Source organism: Micromonospora sp. NPDC005257, from assembly GCF_042872445.1.
GTDB lineage: Bacteria > Actinomycetota > Actinomycetes > Mycobacteriales > Micromonosporaceae > Micromonospora.
In genome coordinates this window covers 91,091-109,303 of record NZ_JBIAKL010000003.1, presented here as the reverse complement: position 1 = coordinate 109,303, position 18,213 = coordinate 91,091, and the positions used below count along the sequence as shown (strand labels likewise).

Below are 18,213 nucleotides of genomic sequence, written 5' to 3'. Positions count from 1 at the left end.
GCACCCGAGGTGCCCGGCGGCCGGGGTGCCGCGCCTGACGTGTCCCGTGGCCGGGATGCCGCACCTGACATGTCCCGTGGCCGGGATGCCGCGTCCGGCGTATCCAGTGGCCGGGGCGCCGCGCCGGAGGCGTCCGCTGGCCGGGCCGGTGTCGCCGTCCCGCCGGTGCGTCCCGAGCCGGGCTCCCGGCGACCCGGGCAGTCCGGTCCCGGTGCGCCGGAGCGTGCCGAACCGGCCGGCCCGCAGCTCCGCCCCGACCAGTCCGGCCCGGTCGTGCCGTCGGCCCGTCCCCAGCCGTCCGATCCGGCCCGGCCCGGCCCGGCCCGGGGTTCGGCCCGCCCCGGTGCCCCGCCCGTTTCCGGTGGTGGCCCGGCCGGCCTCGGTCCGCGCGGCGACAGCGAGCGCACGGGTGGGATCCCGGTCGGCGGTGGGCGTCCCGGTGGTGCTTCGGCCGGTGGCGCCGGGCGTGGGGTGGCCCGCCCCGACGACACCGTCCGGCCCGGTGCGGCGCCTCGTCCACCGGTGGCCCCCGGCGCGCGGGGACCAGGCGACGGCCCGGTGCCGCCCGGTGCGCCGGGGACCGCCCGCGCGGCGGCGGGCGTGGCCCGCCCGGTCGCGCCGGACGAGCGGCCCGCCGGACGGGCGACACCACCCGGACCGGAACCGGCCCGGCCCGGCCCGGGCACCGCGGCGGCCCGGGCGGCTGTGGCCGTACCCCCGGGCGAGCCGGCGGGGCTACGGCCCGGCGGGGGCGGCGCACCGCGTCCCGCTGGTCCCGGCGCGGACGACAGCGGCGCGGAGGCCGGCGGCCTGAGCGGCGCCCGGTCCGAGCTGCGCCGGCAGATGCGCGAGCGCACCCGGCTGCGGCTGGGCATCCTCGCCCTGGTCAGCCTCGTGCTGCTGGGGGCGGTGCCGCTCTACTTCGGCATTCGTACGCTCAGCCACGACCCGGTCTTCGACACCCTCGACGCGCTCGCCGTGCCCACCTGGGCGCAGGGCAACAAGGTGGACAACGTCAGTGGCAGCCGCTGGTGCCTGCAGGACTGCCGTCTGCGTGAACGTTCCGTCGAGTCGGAACAGGGCTGGAAGGAGACGGTAGCGGTCTACGAGCAGGCGCTGGCCGGCGACGGGTGGCAGCGCTGGAAGGTCGACCGTTGCCCGGACGAGAAGGTCCCGGGCAGCTATACCTGCTGGCGCCGGGACGAACTCACGCTCGACCTGTGGGTACGCGACCGCACCTGCACGCCCCCGCCGGTCGACGGGGCGCCCGTGCCGTCCACGCCGGCGGAGCCCGCAGCGGCGAACTGCACCGGCTCGTTGGTGTCGGTGAAGGTGCGCAACGCGATCGACGACGAGCGCACCGGGCCGACACCGACCACCGACCCGTCACTCACCGGCGAGGACCCGTTCCCGACCCTGACCGACGACCCGCTGGGCGAGGCGACCCCCTCACCGTCGTGAGCCGACTTTCATCACGGACGGTAGGGTCTGGGGCTGGCACGCCCGTCCGCGCCCGGTGACCGGGTCGGCGCGGCGCGAAGTGGGTAGGTACGGTCGCGCGTTCCGGGGCGTCGGGTTCCGGGACACTGCTTGAGGAGGACTTTCGCGTGAGTGGTGGAGAGATCGCTGCGCTGATCGCGGCCGGCGCGTTCCTGATGCTGGTGCTCGTGCTGGCGGTGCCGATCCTGCGGTTGCGGCACACCGTGGACGCGACGACCCGGATGATCACCGAGGTGAACGAGCGCACCGCGCCGCTGCTCGGCGACGTGAACACCACGGTGAAGAACGTCAACGTGGCGCTGGAGCAGGTGCAGACCTCGCTGGACGGGGTGAACCTGCAGCTCGCCAAGGTGGACACCATGACCAACCACGCGCAGAACGTCACCGCCAACGTGGCGAACCTGGCCACCGTGGTCTCTGCCGCCGCGGCGAACCCGCTGGTCAAGGTGGCCGCGTTCGGGTACGGCGTCCGCCGGGCCGCCTCCGCCCGCCGGCACGCCGAGACCGAGCGCGAGGTGCGCGACACGATCAAGCAGCAGCGTCGCGCCGCCAAGCGCGGCAACCGCTGACCCCGACCGGCGTACGCGGGAAGGATGAGAGCATGAGGCGGTTGTTCTGGCTGGGCATCGGGCTGGCCGTGGGCGTCCTGGTGGTGCGCAAGGCCACCCGGACGGCGCAGGCGTACACCCCGGCCGGTATCGCGAGCGGGCTGTCCGAGTCCGCCGGCGGTCTGGTCGAGTCGGTCCGGGCGTTCATGGACGACGTCCGGGTCGGCATGGCCGAGCGTGAGCAGGAGATCCACGAGGCCTTCGCCCGCGGCGAGGTGTACGACGACCAGTTCGCCGAGCTGCGGGAGGACCCGCGCATCGGTGATCGAGAGATTTTCCCGGAGGACCACCAGCGATGAAGACGGCGGAGATCAAGCGGCGGTTCCTCGCCCACTTCGAGGCGAACGGGCACGCCGTGGTGCCGTCCGCTCCGCTGCCCGCCATCAGCGACCCGAACCTGCTGTTCATCAACGCCGGCATGGTGCAGTTCGTGCCCTACTTCCTGGGCCAGCAGACCCCGCCGTACGCGCGGGCGACGAGCGTGCAGAAGTGCATCCGGACGCCGGACATCGACGAGGTCGGCAAGACCAGCCGGCACGGCACGTTCTTCCAGATGAACGGCAACTTCTCCTTCGGTGACTACTTCAAGGACGGGGCGATCCCGCTCGCCTGGGACCTGGCCACCAAGCCGGTCGAGGCGGGCGGCTTCGGGCTGGACCCGGAGCGGATCTGGGCGACCGTCTACCTGGACGACGACGAGGCGTACGACATCTGGCGGCGCACCGGCGTGCCGGACGAGCGGATCGTGCGCCGCGGCAAGGCCGACAACTTCTGGTCGATGGGCATCCCCGGCCCGTGCGGCCCCTGCTCCGAGCTGTACTACGACCGCGGCCCGGCCTACGGCCGCGAGGGTGGCCCGGAGGTCGACGAGGACCGCTACCTGGAGTTCTGGAACCTCGTCTTCATGCAGTTCGAGCGCGGCCCGGGCGCCGGCAAGGAGGACTTCCCGATCCTGGGTGACCTGCCGGCGAAGAACATCGACACCGGCATGGGCCTGGAGCGGATGGCCTCGCTTCTGCAGGGCGTGGACAACCTCTACGAGATCGACGAGGTCCGGCCGATCCTGGACCGGGCCGCCGAGCTGACCGGCAAGCGCTACGGCGCGCACTCCGGTCAGGCGGCCAACCAGTCGCACCCGGACGACGTCCGGCTGCGGGTGATCGCCGACCACGTGCGTACCTCGCTCATGCTCATCGGCGACGGGGTGACCCCGTCGAACGAGGGCCGGGGTTACGTGCTGCGGCGGATCATGCGCCGGGCGATCCGGGCGGTGCGGCTGCTCGGCTACCAGGACCGGGCGTTGCCCGAGCTGCTGCCGGTGGCCCGCGACTGCATGGCGCCGTCGTACCCGGAGCTGGCCGAGGACTTCGGCCGGATCTCCCAGTACGCGTACGCCGAGGAGGACGCGTTCCTGGCCACGCTGCGCGCCGGCACCACGATCCTGGACACCGCCATCGCCGAGACCAAGTCGGCCGGTAAGGCGGCGCTCTCCGGTGACAAGGCGTTCCAGCTGCACGACACGTACGGCTTCCCGATCGACCTGACCCTGGAGATCGCCGCCGAGCAGGGGTTGCAGGTCGACGCGGAGGGCTTCCGCCGGCTGATGGCCGACCAGCGCAGCCGGGCCAAGGCCGACGCGCAGGCGCGCAAGACGGGGCACACGGACGTGTCGGCGTACCGGTCGGTGCTCGACGGCGGCGGGCCGGTGGAGTTCACCGGCTACACCGAGCTGAGCCGCGAGTCCCGGGTGCGGGCGCTGCTGGCCGGCGGCGCGGCGGTCGCCGCGGCGGTCGAGGGCGACACGATCGAGCTGGTGCTGGACACCACCCCGTTCTACGCCGAGGGCGGCGGGCAGCAGCCCGACCAGGGGCTCATCACCGTCGGCGGCGGCCAGGTCGAGGTCTTCGACGTGCAGCAGCCGGTGCCCGGCCTGATCGTGCACCGGGCGAAGGTGCTGCGCGGCGAGGTGCGGGCCGGGGAGACCGGGTACGCCGAGATCGACGCGTCCCGCCGCCGGGCGATCTCCCGCTCGCACACCGCGACGCACCTGGTGCACCAGACGATGCGCAACTTCCTCGGCGAGTCGGCGACCCAGGCGGGTTCGCTGAACGCGCCGGGCCGGCTGCGGTTCGACTTCAACACTCCGACGGGTGTGGCGCCGAGCGTGCTGCACGACGTGGAGCAGCAGGTAAACGAGGTGCTGCTGGCCGACCTGGAGGTGCACGCGTTCGTCACCAGCCAGGAGGAGGCCCGCCGGATCGGGGCGATGGCCCTGTTCGGCGAGAAGTACGGCGAGCGGGTCCGGGTCGTCGAGGTCGGCGACTACGCCCGGGAGCTGTGCGGCGGCACCCACGTGGCCCGCTCCGCCCAGCTCGGCCTGGTGAAGATCCTGTCCGAGGCGTCCGTCGGCTCCGGGGTACGCCGGATCGAGGCGCTCGTCGGCATGGACGCGTTCGGCTTCCTGGCCCGTGAGCACCTGCTGGTGTCCCGGCTGGCCGAGCTGTTCCGGGTGCCGGGGGAGCAGGTCGCCGACCGGGTGGAGCAGACGGTCACCCAGCTGCGCGACGCGGAGAAGGAGCTGGAGAAGCTGCGCGCCCAGCTCGTGCTCGGCGGGGCCGGCGCCCTGGCGGCGCAGGCGAAGGACGTGCGCGGCGTCGCGTACGTCGGCACCGAGGCGCCGGAGGGCGCGGCCGCGAACGACGTGCGGACCCTCGCGCAGGAGATCCGGGGCCGGATCGACGCGGCCCGTCCGGCGGTGGTCGCGGTGGCGGCCCGCGCCAACGGCAAGGCCTCGCTGGTGGTGGCCGTCAACCAGGCCGCCCGGGGCCGGAACCTGAGCGCGAAGGACCTGGTCAAGGCGGCGTTCTCCGGCCGGGGTGGAGGCAGCGACGACCTGGCCCAGGGCGGCGGCCTGCCCGCGACGGAGGCGCCGAACCTGCTGGTCACCGTCGAGCGGGCGGTCGCCGGCACGGCATGAGCGAACGCACCGAGCGAAGCGAGGGCCGTGAGGGCATGCCCAGCCGGCACGGCATGAGCGAACGGATGTACGCCAGGGCGGACCACCCGGTCCGCCCTGGCCCATACCGGCGGGGAGGTGTCCGTCAGTGACCGAGCTGTCCCGAGGCGTCCGGCTGGGTGTCGACGTCGGTCAGGTCCGGGTGGGGGTGGCCCGCTGCGACCCGCACGGCATCCTCGCCACGCCCCTGGTGACGCTGGCCCGCGATCTGACCGCCGAACCGGATGCGGTGCCCGCCGACATGGCCGAGCTGGTCCGGCTCGCCGCCGAGCACGAGGCGGTGGGGATCGTGGTCGGGCTGCCGGTCAACCTCGCCGGAAAGCACGGCCCCGCAGCGGTGAACGTATCAGCATATGCCAGCCGATTGGCTGATGTAATGGGGCCGATTCCGGTGACGCTGACGGACGAGCGGATGTCTACCGTCGTCGCGAGTCGTAGGCTGGCTGAACGGGGCGTCCGGGGAAAACGCCAACGAGCGGTGGTCGACCAGGCCGCCGCGGTGGAGATTCTGCAGAGCTGGCTGGACGCACAGCGGAGGCGGACGCAATGATCGACGATCTTGATCTGGGGTTCGACGAGCCGGACAGGGGGGAGAAGGGCCGGCACCGGCGCGGCGCGGTGCGCCGGCGCCAGGGCAAGTCCGGCGGCGGCCGGGGCAAGACCCTTCTCGCCTTCGCGCTCGCGCTGATCCTGCTGGGCGGGATCGGCGGCGGCGTGTACTACGGCTTCGACCGGGTCCAGAACTACTTCGTCACCCCCGACTACGACGGCTCCGGCTCCGGCGAGGTGACAGTCGAGATCAAGCAGGGCGCGCTGATCGCCGACATGGCCGACGCGCTGGTCGCGGCCGACGTGGTGAAGAGCACAAAGGCGTTCATCGAGGCCGCCGAGGAGAACTCGCGCAGCAAGAATATCCAGCCCGGCACGTACAAGCTGCGCAAGCAGATGAGCGGTGACGCGGCGGTCGTGGCGCTGCTGGACCTCAAGAACAAGATCGTCAACGGGATCACCATCCCCGAGGGGCTCACCGCGAAGACGGTCTACAAGCGGCTGTCCGAGAAGACCGACATCCCGGTCAAGGACTTCGAGGCCGCCGCGAAGGACCCGGAGGCGCTCGGCGTACCGGACTGGTGGTTCAAGCGCTCCGACGGCAAGAAGGTCAAGCCGTCGGTCGAGGGCTTCCTGTTCCCCGACACCTACGAGATCCCGCCGAAGGCCACCGCGGAGACGGTGCTCAAGCTGATGGTGGACAATTTCCTCACCGTCACCGGGAACCTGAAGTTCGCCGAGAACGTGCAGGCGAACCGTGGCGGCATTACCCCATACGAGGTGCTGATCGTCGCATCACTCGCGCAGGCGGAGGCGGGAAACAAGGACGACCTGGGCAAGGTTGCCCAGGTCGCCTACAACCGGGTCTACAAGGGCAACTTCGACTGCGGCTGTCTGGAGATGGACGTCACGGTCAACTACTATTTGGAGCTGACCGGGCAGAAGACCAAGGCCTCCAAGGACATGACCGGCGCCGAGCTGGACAATCCGAAAAACCCGTACAACCGCAAGCTGCGCGGCTTGATCCCCACCCCGATCAACAACCCGGGCAAGCAGGCCCTTGAAGGAGCGATGGACCCGCCGCCGGGAAAGTGGCTCTTCTTCGTAGCGATTGACAACAAGGGGCATTCGGCCTTCGCGGAGACTTACGAAGAGCACAAGCGCAACGAGGCTAAGGCCAAAGAGGCTGGAATCATCTGAGTGCAAGCAAGCGCCCAGCGTGCCGCAATTGACGCTGGGCGCTTGCGGCTGGGCTACCGCCCAGCCGTGGCGCCTAGTACCAGAGCTGGTTGTAGTTGTTGTCGCCAGCGCAACCCCAGATCTGAATCTTGTTGCCATCGGCCGTGGAGCCGGTGGCATTGTCCAAGCATCTGCCGGTAGCGACGTTAACGAAGCGATAATATGTGTTCCCGGCGCCCTCGAAGCGCCGTTCTTGTCGCCATTGTTGCCGAGTGTCCCCGTAGTTGCAGGTCTGTTGGTTAACGGCGGTTCCGTTTGCGGTGCGGTGCCTTGCAGGCCAATACATTTCCCACTGTATTTGTTACGCAGAAGGCGAGTATTGCTCGATGCGCCTGGTATGCCGTCAGCGAGGTACCAGTACTGGCTGTTTCCGCCGTAGAACTCCCACAGGTGGACCTTTGCGTACTCTGCCGTGGTGGGACCTTGGACATCGATCACCGACCGAGTCGACCCGCTGTTTGCCGAAGCCCACCAGAAGGGTCCGGCATCGGCTGCGGCGGCGGGGCTTGGAGCTAAGGGCAGTGTCGGAAGGAGGGCGCCAAGGGTGACTGTGGCAAGGGCATGGTGAAGCTTCATGGGGCTCCTTGGTGTAGGGAAAATTGGCAATGTAACCAGGTGTTTGCGAGCGAGTGCAAGGGGTTGCTATGTTCTCCGAAATGATCTATGGAGTCACTCAGCGTAATGAATTTGTGGTCCCTCGTGTCGTTGGGTGGCCTACGCGCTGTGCATAATCCCGAAAGAGGCCCGAGCCGTGCCGCTGTGGTCGGCAAGCCGATCGCCCACTCGCTGTCCCCGGTGATCCACACCGCCGGGTACGCGGCGGCCGGGCTGACCGGCTGGTCGTACACCCGGATCGAAGCCGGCGCCGACGAGCTGCCCGGCCTGGTCGCGGGCCTCGGCCCGGAGTGGGCCGGCCTGTCGGTGACCATGCCGGGCAAGGAGGCGGCGCTCGCGCTCGCCGACGAGGTCTCGCCGGTCGCCGCCGCCGTCGGCGCCGCCAACACGCTGGTACGCCGGCCCGACGGCACCTGGTACGCGGACAACACCGACGTCACCGGCATGGTCGAGGTGCTCACCGGCGCCGGCTGCGTGGCCGGGGCGGTCGTCACCGTGCTCGGCGCGGGCGGCACGGCCCGGGCCGCGATCGCGGCGGCGGCCCGGATCGGGGCGGCCGAGGTGACAGTGGTGGCCCGCCGCCCGGAGGCGGTCGACGAGCTGCGCCCGGTCGCGGCGGCGGCCGGGGTGCCGCTGGCGGGCGCGGAGTGGGACGGGGCACCGGCGCACGCCCGCGCCGACGTGGTGATCTCCACGGTGCCGAAGGGCGTCGCCGACCCCCTGGCCGACAACTTCGACTGGCGGCCGGAGTCCGTCTTCTTCGACGTGGTCTACGACCCGTGGCCGACGCCGCTCGCCGCGGCGGCGCTCGCCGCCGGCTGCCGGGTGGTCTCCGGGCTGGATCTGCTGCTGGCCCAGGCGTTCGGTCAGTTCGAGCAGTTCACCGGCGTCCCCGCTCCACGGGCCGCGATGCGCGCCGCGCTGCCGGTGTAAGGAAGGGCCCCTTCTTAACGCCTCCGGTAGAGGAGGGGTCCCCTGTTGACACCTCACGGACCGCGCGGGTGACCGGTGCGCGGAGATGGCCTGTCCGCAGGGCGGGACGCGGCGGGCGGCGTACGCCGGTGACCACCGGGCGTGACAGACTGACCGTCGTGTTGCGCTGGCTGACTGCAGGTGAATCGCACGGACCCGCCCTCGTCGCGATGCTGGAGGGCGTACCCGCCGGCATCGAGGTGACCACCGGGGAGATCTCCGGCGAGCTGGCCCGGCGCCGGCTCGGCTACGGCCGGGGTGCCCGGATGTCGTTCGAGCAGGACGAGGTCGAGATCATCGGCGGGCTCCGGCACGGGGTGACGCTCGGTAGCCCGGTGGCGATCCGGGTCGGCAACTCCGAGTGGCCCAAGTGGCGCACCGTGATGGCCGCCGACCCGGTCGACCCGGACGAGCTGGCGAGCCAGGCCCGCAACGCGCCGCTGACCCGTCCCCGCCCGGGGCACGCCGACCTGGCCGGCATGCAGAAGTACGGGCACACCGACGCCCGGCCGATCCTGGAGCGCGCCAGCGCCCGGGAGACCGCCGCCCGGGTCGCCGTGGGCACCGTCGCCAAGGCACTGGTCCGTCAGGCGCTCGGCGTCGAGATCGTCTCGCACGTGGTCGAGCTGGGCCCGGTGGCGGTCAAGCCGGGGCTGCGCCCCACCCCGGAGGACGCCGCGCGCATCGACGCCGACCCGCTGCGCTGCCTCGACGCCGAGGCCAGCGCCCGGATGGTCGCCGAGGTCGACGCCGCGAAGAAGGCCGCCGACACGCTCGGCGGCGTGGTCGAGGTGCTCGCGTACGGGGTGCCGCCGGGCCTGGGCAGCCACGTGCAGTGGGACCGCAAGCTCGACGCGCGCCTGGCCACCGCGCTGATGTCGATCCAGGCGATCAAGGGCGTGGAGATCGGCGACGGGTGGCAGCAGGCGCGCTCGCGCGGCTCCGAGGCGCACGACGAGATCGTGCCCACCGCCACCGGGGTACGGCGGATCACCGACCGGGCCGGCGGCCTGGAAGGCGGCATCACCACTGGTGAGCCGCTGCGGGTGAAGGCGGCCATGAAGCCGATCTCGTCGCTGAACCGGGCGCTGGCCACCATCGACGTGACCACCGGCGAGCCGGCCACCGCGATCAACCAGCGTTCCGACGTGTGCGCGGTCCCGGCGGCGGCGGTGGTGGCCGAGGCGATGGTGGCGCTGGTGCTGGCCGAGGCGGCGGTGGAGAAGTTCGGCGGCGACTCGGTCGCCGAGATGCGCCGCAACCTGAACGGTTACCTCGACAGCCTGGTGATCAGGTGAGCACCCGGCCGGTCTGCGTGCTGGTCGGGGCGCCCGGCTCCGGCAAGACCACCGTCGGCACGGCACTGGCCGAGGCGCTCGGCGTCGGCTTCCGGGACACCGACGCCGACATCGAGGACCTCGCCGGCAAGCCGATCCCGGACATCTTCGTGGACGAGGGGGAGGAGCACTTCCGTACCCTCGAACGGGCCGCCGTGGCGGCGGCGCTCGCGTCGCACGCGGGCGTGCTCGCGCTCGGCGGCGGCGCGGTCCTGGCCGAGGAGAACCGGGCCGCGCTGATCGGCCACACGGTGGTGCACCTGTCGGTGGAGCTGCCCGACGCGGTCAAGCGGGTCGGTCTGGGCGCCGGGCGGCCGCTGCTCGCGCTGAACCCGCGCGCCACGCTCAAGCACCTGATGGACCAGCGCCGCCCCCTCTATGCCGAGGTGGCGACCGCGACGGTGGTCACCGACGGGCGTACCCCGCAGGAGCTGGCCGCGGAGATCGCCGCGCTGCTCAAGCCCTGACCTGCCCAGCCACGCCCGGCTCCCGGCTCCCTCGGTGGAACGCCGTGGGCGTCTCCGGAGGCGTTATGCACCCATGGCGTTCCAGCCGCCGTGGATGACGTCGGTGGGTGGAGCGCTGTGGGTGTCTCCCGAGGGTTGTGGCACCCGTGGAGTTCCAGTCGGCGCGCGTGACGTCGGTGGGTGGAACGCCATGGGCGAGTGAGAGGGCGTGCCGGCGCGAGGTGGACGGTCAGGCGTTGGCCGTGGCGGTCCCGGCCGTCCGGCGTCCGGCCCGGCGGCGAGGGCTCCGCTCCGGTCGCCAGGTGGCGAGCAGCGCCAGCGCCAGCGCGATCTCGGCCAGGTCACCCAGGTAGTACATGAGCGTGGCCCCGGCCCGCAGCTCGGCGGCGGTGGCCGGCACGTCGACGAACAGCCCGGCGTAGAGCAGCTGGGCGATGGTGGCGTGCGCGGCGACCCCGAACCCGATCACCACAAGCCGCACCGGTACGCGGGGGCGGTGCGGTCCCGGGTCCGGCCCGGCGATCGACCAGGCGAACAGGCAGCCGCTGAGCAGGAAGTGCAGGTTCACCAGCGTGTGCAGGACCGGGCTGTCCAGCGTGGCCCGGTAGAGCGGGGTGAGGTAGAGCAGCCAGAGCCCGCCCGCGGTGAGCAGCAGACCGGTGACCGGGTGGCCGAGCACCCGCGCGGCCGGGTGCCGCAGCAGGTGGACCAGGGCCCGGCCGGTACGCCGGTCCAGCGTGCGCAGCAGCAGCGTGACCGGGGCGCCGAGCACCAGCGCCAGCGGCGCCAGCATGCCGATCAGCAGGTGCTGCCACATGTGCCCGACGAAGTCGCCGGCCGGCCACAGCAGCCCGGCCGTCAGCAGCAGCGCGCCCAGCCCGAAGCTCGCCGTGCGGGCGTGCGGCCAGCTCGGCCCGCCCGGGTCACGCAGGCGCAGCGCGGCGGCCAGGTACGCCCAGAACAGCGCCACCGGGACCAGCGCGGTCGCCGGGAAGCCGCCGCCGGCGTGCCCGGCGTGGGCCAGGATCACCGCCGCTCCGGCGCGCAGAGGTCCACGTCGCGGGCCCGGCGCTGGATCGCCCAGCCGGCCGCGATCAGCACCACGCCGAGGGCGAGGAACCCGAGGTCCCACCAGAGCTGGTTCGGGCCGCCGCGGACGTGGTGGATGCCGAGCAGGTGGTGGTCGACGACGCCCTCGACCAGGTTGAACAGGCCCCAGCCGATCAGCGCCCAGCCCCACAGCATGGGCGAGCGCCACAGCCGGCCCCGCGAGGTGGTGACCCGGGCGTAGAGCAGCGCCAGGCCGGTCAGCACCGCCACCCAGGTGACCACGTGGAACAGCCCGTCCCAGAGCGTGTTCATCTGCAACCCGGACACGGTGTCGACCGGGTACTCGCGGATGCCGGCCCGGTCGCTGCCGGTGCTGCTGAGCATGTGGTGCCACTGGAGGACCTGGTGCAGGACGATGCCGTCGACGAAGCCGCCGAGCCCGACGCCGAGGATCGTGGCGGGCAGCCGGATGCTCGTCGCGGACTCAGGTCGGGTCGCGTGTGCCGTCGTCTCGCTCATTCCGGCCCCCGTACCCTCGATCCGGGCGGGCAAACACCCAGCCAGTGGACAGTCGCCCCCGCGAGGTCGGCGCGCTGGACTAGGCTGCCCGCGATGGACGAGGTGACCCGGATCCCGGTCGGCGGCGAGCGGCCGTACGACGTGCTCGTGGGACGTGACCTGCTCGACCCGCCGCCGGTGCTGCTGCCCGGCGCCGAGCGGGTGGCCTTCCTGCACGCGCCGCCGCTCAAGGCGCTGGCCGACCGGCTCGCCGACGGCGTCCGCGAGGGCGGCGTGACGCCGCTGCTCATCGAGGTGCCGGACGCGGAGGCGGGCAAGCACGTCGACGTGGCGGCGGCCTGCTGGGACCGGCTCGGCGCGGCCGGGTTCACCCGTACCGACGCGGTGGTCGGGGTGGGCGGTGGCGCGGTCACCGACCTGGCCGGGTTCGTCGCTGCGACCTGGCTGCGCGGCGTGCGCTGGGTGCCGGTCGCCACCTCGCTGCTCGGCATGGTCGACGCCGCAGTGGGCGGCAAGACCGGCATCAACACCGCCGCCGGCAAGAACCTGGTCGGCGCGTTCCATCCGCCGGCGGGCGTGCTGGCCGACCTGGCGACGCTGGACAGCCTGCCCTCGGCCGACCTGGCCGCCGGGATGGCCGAGGTGGTCAAGTGCGGGTTCATCGCCGACCCGGTCATCCTCGACCTGGTCGAGCGGGATCCGGCCGCCGCGCTGGACCCGGCCGGGCCGGTGCTGCGGGAACTGGTCGAGCGCGCGGTCCGTGTGAAGGCCGACGTGGTCGCCGGGGACCTGCGCGAATCCGGGGTACGCGAGGTGCTCAACTACGGGCACACGCTGGCGCACGCGATCGAGAAGGTGGAGGGGTACCGCTGGCGGCACGGTCACGCCGTGTCGGTCGGCCTGGTGTACGCCGCCACGCTGGCCCGGCTCGCCGGCCGCCTCGACGCGACCGACGCCGAGCGGCACCGCCGGGTGCTGACCGCGCTCGACCTGCCCACCAGCTACCGGGCCGACGCCTGGCCGCAACTGCTCGCCGCGATGCGGGTGGACAAGAAGGCCCGGGGGAGCCGGCTGCGGTTCGTCGTGCTCGACGGGCTCGCCCGCCCGGCGATCCTGGAGGCGCCGTCGGACGACCTGCTCGCCGCCGCGTACGCGGAGATCAGCTCATGAGGGTGTACGTCCTGAACGGGCCGAACCTGGGCCGGCTCGGCACCCGGCAGGTCGACGTGTACGGGGTGACCAGCTACGCCCAGCTCGTGACCGACTGCGAGCGGCACGGCCGGGAGCTGGGCCTGGACGTGGTGGTCCGGCAGACCGACGCCGAGCACGAGATGCTCGCCTGGCTGCACGAGGCGGCCGACGAGGCGGCGGCGGTGGTGCTGAACCCGGCCGCCTGGTCGCACTACTCGATCGCGGTGCGGGACGCCTGCGCCATGCTCCGCGGCCCGCTGGTCGAGGTGCACATCTCCAACATCCACGCCCGGGAGGAGTTCCGGCACCACTCGGTGGTCTCCGCGGTGGCCACCGGCGTGATCTGCGGTCTCGGCGTGGACGGCTACCGGCTGGCCCTGCACCACCTGGCCGACCGGCTCGCCGCGGGCGCCTGAGCCGGTCCTTTCCGTGGCGCGAGTCCGATTCGACAGAGCGAGTAGACTTGGCCGGTCTGTCCGCCAATTGATGATCAAGGCAGGAAATGGCCACCACCAACGACCTGAAGAACGGCCTGGTACTCAACCTGGACGGCGAGCTGTGGGCCGTCGTCGAGTTCCAGCACGTCAAGCCCGGTAAGGGTGGTGCCTTCGTGCGCACCACGCTGAAGAACGTGCTGTCCGGCAAGGTGGTCGACAAGACCTTCAACGCGGGCACCAAGGTCGAGACCGCGACCGTGGACAAGCGCACCATGCAGTACCTGTACGCCGACGGCGAGGACTACGTCTTCATGGATCTGGAGACGTTCGACCAGATCACCGTCCTCGGCAACACCGTCGGCGAGGCGGCCAACTACCTCCTCCCGGAGGCCGAGGCGACTGTCGCCACCCACGAGGGCGTGCCGCTGTACATCGAGCTGCCGACCTCGGTCGTGCTGGAGGTCACCTACACCGAGCCGGGCCTGCAGGGCGACCGGTCGACCGGCGGCAACAAGCCGGCCACCGTCGAGACCGGCGCGACCGTGCAGGTGCCGCTGTTCATCACCACCGGTGAGAAGATCAAGGTCGACACCCGCGACGGCCGTTATCTCGGCCGAGCCTGATGGCCGAGGGCCCCAAGCAGCAGATGCCGGCGCGCCGCAAGGCGCGCAAGCGGGCGCTGGACGTGCTCTTCGAGGCCGACCTGCGGGACCGCCCGCCGGTCGAGGTACTCGCCGGTTACCTGGAACGGATCGAGCAGCCGCGCCCCGACCACCTCGGCTACGCGGTCGGGCTGGTCGAGGGCGTGGCGGCGCACCTCGACCGGATCGACGAGACGATCGCCAGCTACGCCGAGGGGTGGACGCTGGAGCGGATGCCGGTGGTCGACCGCAACCTGGCCCGGATCGCCGTGTACGAGCTGCTGTACGTCGACGAGATCGACGACGCGGTGGCGATCAGCGAGGCCGTGGAGCTGGCCCGGCAGATGTCGACCGACGACTCGCCACGGTTCCTCAACGGCATCCTCGGCCGGATCGCCGAGTACGCCACGCGCTGACGCGCCGCAACAACGACGAAGGGCCCGTGCCAGCCGGCACGGGCCCTTCTCGTACGGGGATGTCAGGACGCGAAGAACGCCCGCGGGTCGGCGACCAGCACGCCGTGCTCGGTCAGCCGCTCGATCAGGCCCGACGGTGAGGCGTCGTAGACGATCGCGAGGGCGCGCAGGTCGTCGGCGCGGATCGAGAGCACCCGGCCGTTGTAGTCGCCGCGCTGCTGCTGGATGGCACGCGCGTACCGGGCCACGTACGCGAGGTCCTCGGAGGCCTCGTCGTAGAGCCGCTCCAGGTCCAGCACGATCTTGCTGGTGGGCTCGTGACGCACCCCACTGCCGTCGGGCAGCAGCTCCGAGACGGGAACGCGGTAGAAGTCGGCCAGCTCCGCCAGGCGGGACACGGTGACGGCGCGGTCGCCGCGCTCGTACGAGCCGACCACCACGGCCTTCCACCGCCCGTTCGACTTCTCCTCCACCCCCTGCAGGGACAGGCCCTGCTGCTGGCGGATGGAGCGCAGGCGGGCGCCCAGCGACTTGGCGTATTCAGAGGGCATTCGGACACTCCCAGTGCTGTTCGGGTTCTCCGAGCTATCGCTACGGAGCGTGACGGTACGGGGATTGCGACATGTGGTCAAGTGTTGCCGTACTCGGGGTCCGGTGCCCTGTGTGGCTTGTCCCCATTTCTCCGGGCTGACCAGCAGGTCAGGACCGGCGGCGGACGGCCCGGTGACCGCTGGTAACGTGGCGTGAAGCCCCGGTCCGGGCCCCTGCGGGCCGGCCGGAGCCGACCAGACGTCCTTTAACGACCCGTCCCGTGAGGCGGGGAAGGAGGTCCGCCGTGGCCTACCCACCGGCTGCCCACTCGTCGCCGCCGCGACAACCCTCGGTGAAGGTGATCCTCGCCGCAGCGGACGTGTCGCGGGTGGTCGACCGCATCGCCCACCAGATCCTGGAGAAGACCCAGGGCGCCGCCGACACGGTGCTGCTCGGCATCCCCACCCGGGGTGTGCCGCTGGCCCACCGCCTCGCGGCGCGGATCAGCACCTTCGAGGACGTCACCGTCCCGGTCGGCGTGCTCGACATCACGCTCTACCGCGACGACCTGCGCCGGCACGCCACCCGCGCGGTCGGCCCGACCGACCTGCCGCCGGGCGGGATCGACGGCAAGCGGGTGATCCTCGTCGACGACGTGCTGTTCTCCGGCCGCACCGTGCGGGCCGCGCTGGACGCGCTCAGCGACGTCGGCCGGCCCGCGTCCGTGCAACTCGCGGTCCTGGTCGACCGCGGCCACCGCCAGCTGCCGATCCGCGCCGACTACGTCGGCAAGAACATCCCCACCGCGCTGGCCGAGAACGTCAAGGTCACCCTCGCCGAGACCGACGGCACGGACGAGGTCAAGTTGTACGGGGGTACACCCGCATGATCCGGCACCTGCTCTCCGGCGCCGACCTGGACGCCGCCACCGCCACCCTGGTCCTGGACACCACCGCGGAGATGGCGACGGTGGCCGGGCGCGAGGTCAAGAAGCTGCCCGCGCTGCGCGGGCGCACAGTGGTCAACCTCTTCTACGAGGACTCCACCCGGACCCGGATCTCGTTCGAGGCGGCCGCCAAGCGGCTCAGCGCCGACGTGATCAACTTCTCCGCCAAGGGCTCCAGCGTGGCCAAGGGGGAGAGCCTGAAGGACACCGCGCTCACGCTGCAGGCCATGGGCGCGGACGCGGTGGTCGTCCGGCACCCCGCCTCCGGCGCCCCGCACCGGCTCGCCGAGTGGGTGGACGGGTCGGTCGTCAACGCCGGTGACGGCACCCACGAGCACCCCACGCAGGCGCTGCTCGACGCGTACACGATGCGGTCCCGGCTGGGCCGGCTCGACGGCCTGCACGTGGCGATCGTCGGCGACGTGCTGCACTCCCGGGTGGCCCGCTCCAACGTGCTGCTGCTCTCCACGCTCGGCGCGAAGGTCACCCTGGTCGGCCCGCCCACGCTCATTCCGGTCGACATCGCCGCCGCCCTGGCGCCCGGCACCGACGTCTGTTACGACCTCGACGCCGTTCTCCCAGATGTGGACGTGGTGATGATGCTGCGGGTGCAGCGTGAACGGATGGGTGACTCCTACTTCCCCTCGGCCCGCGAGTACGCGCGCCGCTACGGGCTCGACGGGCCGCGCATGCGCCGGCTGCCCGAGCACGCGATCGTCATGCACCCCGGCCCGATGAACCGGGGCATGGAGATCACGCCCGAGGTGGCCGACTCACCCCGCTCCACCATCGTCGAACAGGTCGCCAACGGGGTCTCCGTGCGGATGGCCGTGCTCTACCTGCTGCTCGGAGGGAACAACCGGTGACCGCGTACCTCATCACCAACGTCAGTGTGGTCGGCGGCGAGCCGACCGACCTGCTCATCCGCGACGGCGTGGTGGCCGAGACGGGCCGCGGGCTCGCCGCTGACGACGCCACAGTCATCGACGCGACCGGCCTGGTCGCGCTGCCCGGCCTGGTCGACCTGCACACCCACCTGCGCGAGCCCGGCCGGGAGGACGCCGAGACGGTCGAGTCCGGCTCCCGGGCGGCGGCGCTCGGCGGCTACACGGCGGTGTGCGCGATGGCGAACACCTCGCCGGTCGCCGACACCGCGGGCGTGGTGGAGCAGGTCTGGCGACTCGGCCGGGAGGCCGGCCTGGTCGACGTGCAGCCCATCGGCGCGGTCACGGTCGGGCTGGCCGGTGAGCGCCTGGCCGAGCTGGGCGCGATGGCCGACTCGGCGGCCGGGGTGCGGATCTTCTCCGACGACGGGCACTGCGTGTCCGACCCGCGGCTGATGCGCCGGGCGCTGGAGTACGTCAAGGCGTTCGACGGCGTGATCGCCCAGCACGCCGAGGAGCCCCGGCTGACCGAGGGCGCGCAGATGCACGAGGGCGAGGTGTCCACCCGCCTCGGCCTGACCGGCTGGCCGGCCGTCGCCGAGGAGGCGATCATCGCCCGGGACGTGCTGCTGGCCGAGCACGTCGGCAGCCGCCTGCACGTCTGCCACGTCTCCACCGCCGGCAGCGTCGAGGTGCTGCGCCAGGCCAAGGCGCGCGGGGTACGGGTCACCGCCGAGGTGACGCCGCACCACCTGCTGCTCACGGACGCCAAGGTGGAGAGCTACGACCCGGTCTTCAAGGTCAACCCGCCGCTGCGTACCGCCGCCGACATCGCCGCGCTGCGGGAGGCGCTGGCCGAGGGCGTGATCGACGTCATCGCCACCGACCACGCGCCGCACGCGGTGGAGGACAAGGAGTGCGAGTGGGCGTACGCCCGGCCGGGCATGCTCGGCCTGGAGACGGCGCTGTCCATCGCGCTCGACGTGTTCGGCCCCCGCTGGGACCTGATCGCCGAGCGGATGTCCCGCACGCCGGCCCGGATCGCCGGGCTCGCCGGGCACGGCCTCGACCCGGCGCCCGGGGTACCGGCCAACATGACCCTTGTCGACCCGGCCGCCCGGCGCGTCATCGAACCGGCGGAGCTGGCCAGTCGCAGTCGCAACACCCCGTACGCCCGCATGACGCTGCCGGGTCGCATCGTGGCGACCTTCCTGCGCGGCGAGCCGACGGTCCTGGACGGAAAGGCTGTCAAGTGATCCGAGCGAGGAACGTAGCGGAGCGGAGTCCCGCAGTCC

At 72.2% G+C, this 18,213-nt stretch carries 20 protein-coding genes; 16 read left to right on the top strand and 4 right to left on the bottom strand.

The features are described 5' to 3' along the window. The first annotated feature begins 843 nt into the window (after positions 1-843). From ACFYO8_RS07345 to mltG, 6 genes are all read left to right on the top strand, one after another. Positions 844-1,461 (top strand): hypothetical protein, encoded by a 618-nt coding sequence (locus tag ACFYO8_RS07345; protein WP_355096002.1) that lies wholly within the window; start codon positions 844-846, stop codon positions 1,459-1,461. A 146-nt stretch (positions 1,462-1,607) separates the two neighbouring features. After that, positions 1,608-2,069, top strand: coding sequence for a DUF948 domain-containing protein (locus ACFYO8_RS07340; protein ID WP_354866965.1), 462 nt, complete (start codon positions 1,608-1,610; stop codon positions 2,067-2,069). Between the two features lie 32 nt (positions 2,070-2,101). After that, a complete protein-coding gene (locus tag ACFYO8_RS07335; RefSeq protein ID WP_354866963.1) occupies positions 2,102-2,407 on the top strand; it encodes a DUF6167 family protein in 306 nt (101 codons plus the stop codon). Beyond that, positions 2,404-5,085: an alanine--tRNA ligase gene (alaS, locus tag ACFYO8_RS07330; RefSeq protein WP_355095998.1), complete on the top strand. Its 2,682-nt coding sequence runs from the start codon at positions 2,404-2,406 to the stop codon at positions 5,083-5,085. The genes ACFYO8_RS07335 and alaS overlap by 4 nt, the downstream gene beginning before the upstream one ends. 127 nt (positions 5,086-5,212) lie before the next feature. Further along, complete coding sequence (ruvX, locus tag ACFYO8_RS07325; protein WP_354866959.1) at positions 5,213-5,674, top strand: Holliday junction resolvase RuvX; 462 nt, start codon at positions 5,213-5,215, stop codon at positions 5,672-5,674. Next, entirely contained in the window at positions 5,671-6,873 is a 1,203-nt protein-coding gene (gene mltG, locus ACFYO8_RS07320; protein WP_354866957.1) for an endolytic transglycosylase MltG, read from the top strand. Before ruvX ends, mltG begins: the two co-directional genes overlap by 4 nt. Before the next feature lie 73 nt (positions 6,874-6,946). On the opposite strand, the gene ACFYO8_RS07315 is transcribed toward mltG, so the two are convergent. Continuing rightward, entirely contained in the window at positions 6,947-7,198 is a 252-nt protein-coding gene (locus ACFYO8_RS07315; protein WP_355096000.1) for an RICIN domain-containing protein, read from the bottom strand. A 437-nt stretch (positions 7,199-7,635) separates the two neighbouring features. Between ACFYO8_RS07315 and ACFYO8_RS07310 the strand changes: the two genes are divergently transcribed. From ACFYO8_RS07310 to ACFYO8_RS07300, 3 genes are all read left to right on the top strand, one after another. Next, entirely contained in the window at positions 7,636-8,460 is an 825-nt protein-coding gene (locus tag ACFYO8_RS07310) for a shikimate dehydrogenase (protein ID WP_354866953.1), read from the top strand. A gap of 158 nt (positions 8,461-8,618) precedes the next feature. Continuing rightward, positions 8,619-9,797 carry a chorismate synthase gene (gene aroC / locus ACFYO8_RS07305; RefSeq protein ID WP_354866951.1) on the top strand — a complete coding sequence of 393 codons (1,179 nt, stop codon included), beginning with the start codon at positions 8,619-8,621 and terminating at the stop codon, positions 9,795-9,797. Next, entirely contained in the window at positions 9,794-10,303 is a 510-nt protein-coding gene (locus tag ACFYO8_RS07300) for a shikimate kinase (protein WP_354866949.1), read from the top strand. Before aroC ends, ACFYO8_RS07300 begins: the two co-directional genes overlap by 4 nt. Positions 10,304-10,532: 229 nt before the next feature. Here the strand turns inward: ACFYO8_RS07300 and ACFYO8_RS07295 are convergent, their stop codons facing one another. Both ACFYO8_RS07295 and ACFYO8_RS07290 read right to left on the bottom strand, forming a co-directional pair. Next, a complete protein-coding gene (locus ACFYO8_RS07295; protein WP_355095084.1) occupies positions 10,533-11,333 on the bottom strand; it encodes a cytochrome c oxidase assembly protein in 801 nt (266 codons plus the stop codon). Then, entirely contained in the window at positions 11,330-11,872 is a 543-nt protein-coding gene (locus ACFYO8_RS07290) for a DUF2243 domain-containing protein (protein ID WP_355095082.1), read from the bottom strand. Before ACFYO8_RS07290 ends, ACFYO8_RS07295 begins: the two co-directional genes overlap by 4 nt. A gap of 93 nt (positions 11,873-11,965) precedes the next feature. Between ACFYO8_RS07290 and aroB the strand changes: the two genes are divergently transcribed. The 4 genes from aroB (at position 11,966) to nusB (ending at position 14,557) form a co-directional block, all read left to right on the top strand. Continuing rightward, positions 11,966-13,042 carry a 3-dehydroquinate synthase gene (aroB, locus tag ACFYO8_RS07285; RefSeq protein ID WP_355095080.1) on the top strand — a complete coding sequence of 359 codons (1,077 nt, stop codon included), beginning with the start codon at positions 11,966-11,968 and terminating at the stop codon, positions 13,040-13,042. After that, positions 13,039-13,479 (top strand): type II 3-dehydroquinate dehydratase, encoded by a 441-nt coding sequence (gene aroQ, locus ACFYO8_RS07280; RefSeq protein ID WP_355095078.1) that lies wholly within the window; start codon positions 13,039-13,041, stop codon positions 13,477-13,479. Before aroB ends, aroQ begins: the two co-directional genes overlap by 4 nt. A gap of 86 nt (positions 13,480-13,565) precedes the next feature. Further along, positions 13,566-14,123, top strand: coding sequence for an elongation factor P (gene efp / locus ACFYO8_RS07275; RefSeq protein WP_354866941.1), 558 nt, complete (start codon positions 13,566-13,568; stop codon positions 14,121-14,123). Positions 14,124-14,146: 23 nt separating this feature from the next. Further along, positions 14,147-14,557 carry a transcription antitermination factor NusB gene (gene nusB / locus ACFYO8_RS07270; RefSeq protein WP_174361785.1) on the top strand — a complete coding sequence of 137 codons (411 nt, stop codon included), beginning with the start codon at positions 14,147-14,149 and terminating at the stop codon, positions 14,555-14,557. A gap of 62 nt (positions 14,558-14,619) precedes the next feature. Here the strand turns inward: nusB and ACFYO8_RS07265 are convergent, their stop codons facing one another. Then, positions 14,620-15,108 (bottom strand): transcriptional regulator, encoded by a 489-nt coding sequence (locus tag ACFYO8_RS07265; RefSeq protein WP_013285505.1) that lies wholly within the window; start codon positions 15,106-15,108, stop codon positions 14,620-14,622. Between the two features lie 284 nt (positions 15,109-15,392). Between ACFYO8_RS07265 and pyrR the strand changes: the two genes are divergently transcribed. The 3 genes from pyrR to ACFYO8_RS07250 are packed head-to-tail and all read left to right on the top strand — an operon-like array spanning position 15,393 to position 18,174. After that, complete coding sequence (gene pyrR / locus ACFYO8_RS07260; protein WP_354866938.1) at positions 15,393-15,977, top strand: bifunctional pyr operon transcriptional regulator/uracil phosphoribosyltransferase PyrR; 585 nt, start codon at positions 15,393-15,395, stop codon at positions 15,975-15,977. Then, complete coding sequence (locus ACFYO8_RS07255) at positions 15,974-16,900, top strand: aspartate carbamoyltransferase catalytic subunit (RefSeq protein ID WP_354866936.1); 927 nt, start codon at positions 15,974-15,976, stop codon at positions 16,898-16,900. The genes pyrR and ACFYO8_RS07255 overlap by 4 nt, the downstream gene beginning before the upstream one ends. Beyond that, entirely contained in the window at positions 16,897-18,174 is a 1,278-nt protein-coding gene (locus tag ACFYO8_RS07250; RefSeq protein WP_357706824.1) for a dihydroorotase, read from the top strand. Before ACFYO8_RS07255 ends, ACFYO8_RS07250 begins: the two co-directional genes overlap by 4 nt. Positions 18,175-18,213: the final 39 nt, after the last annotated feature.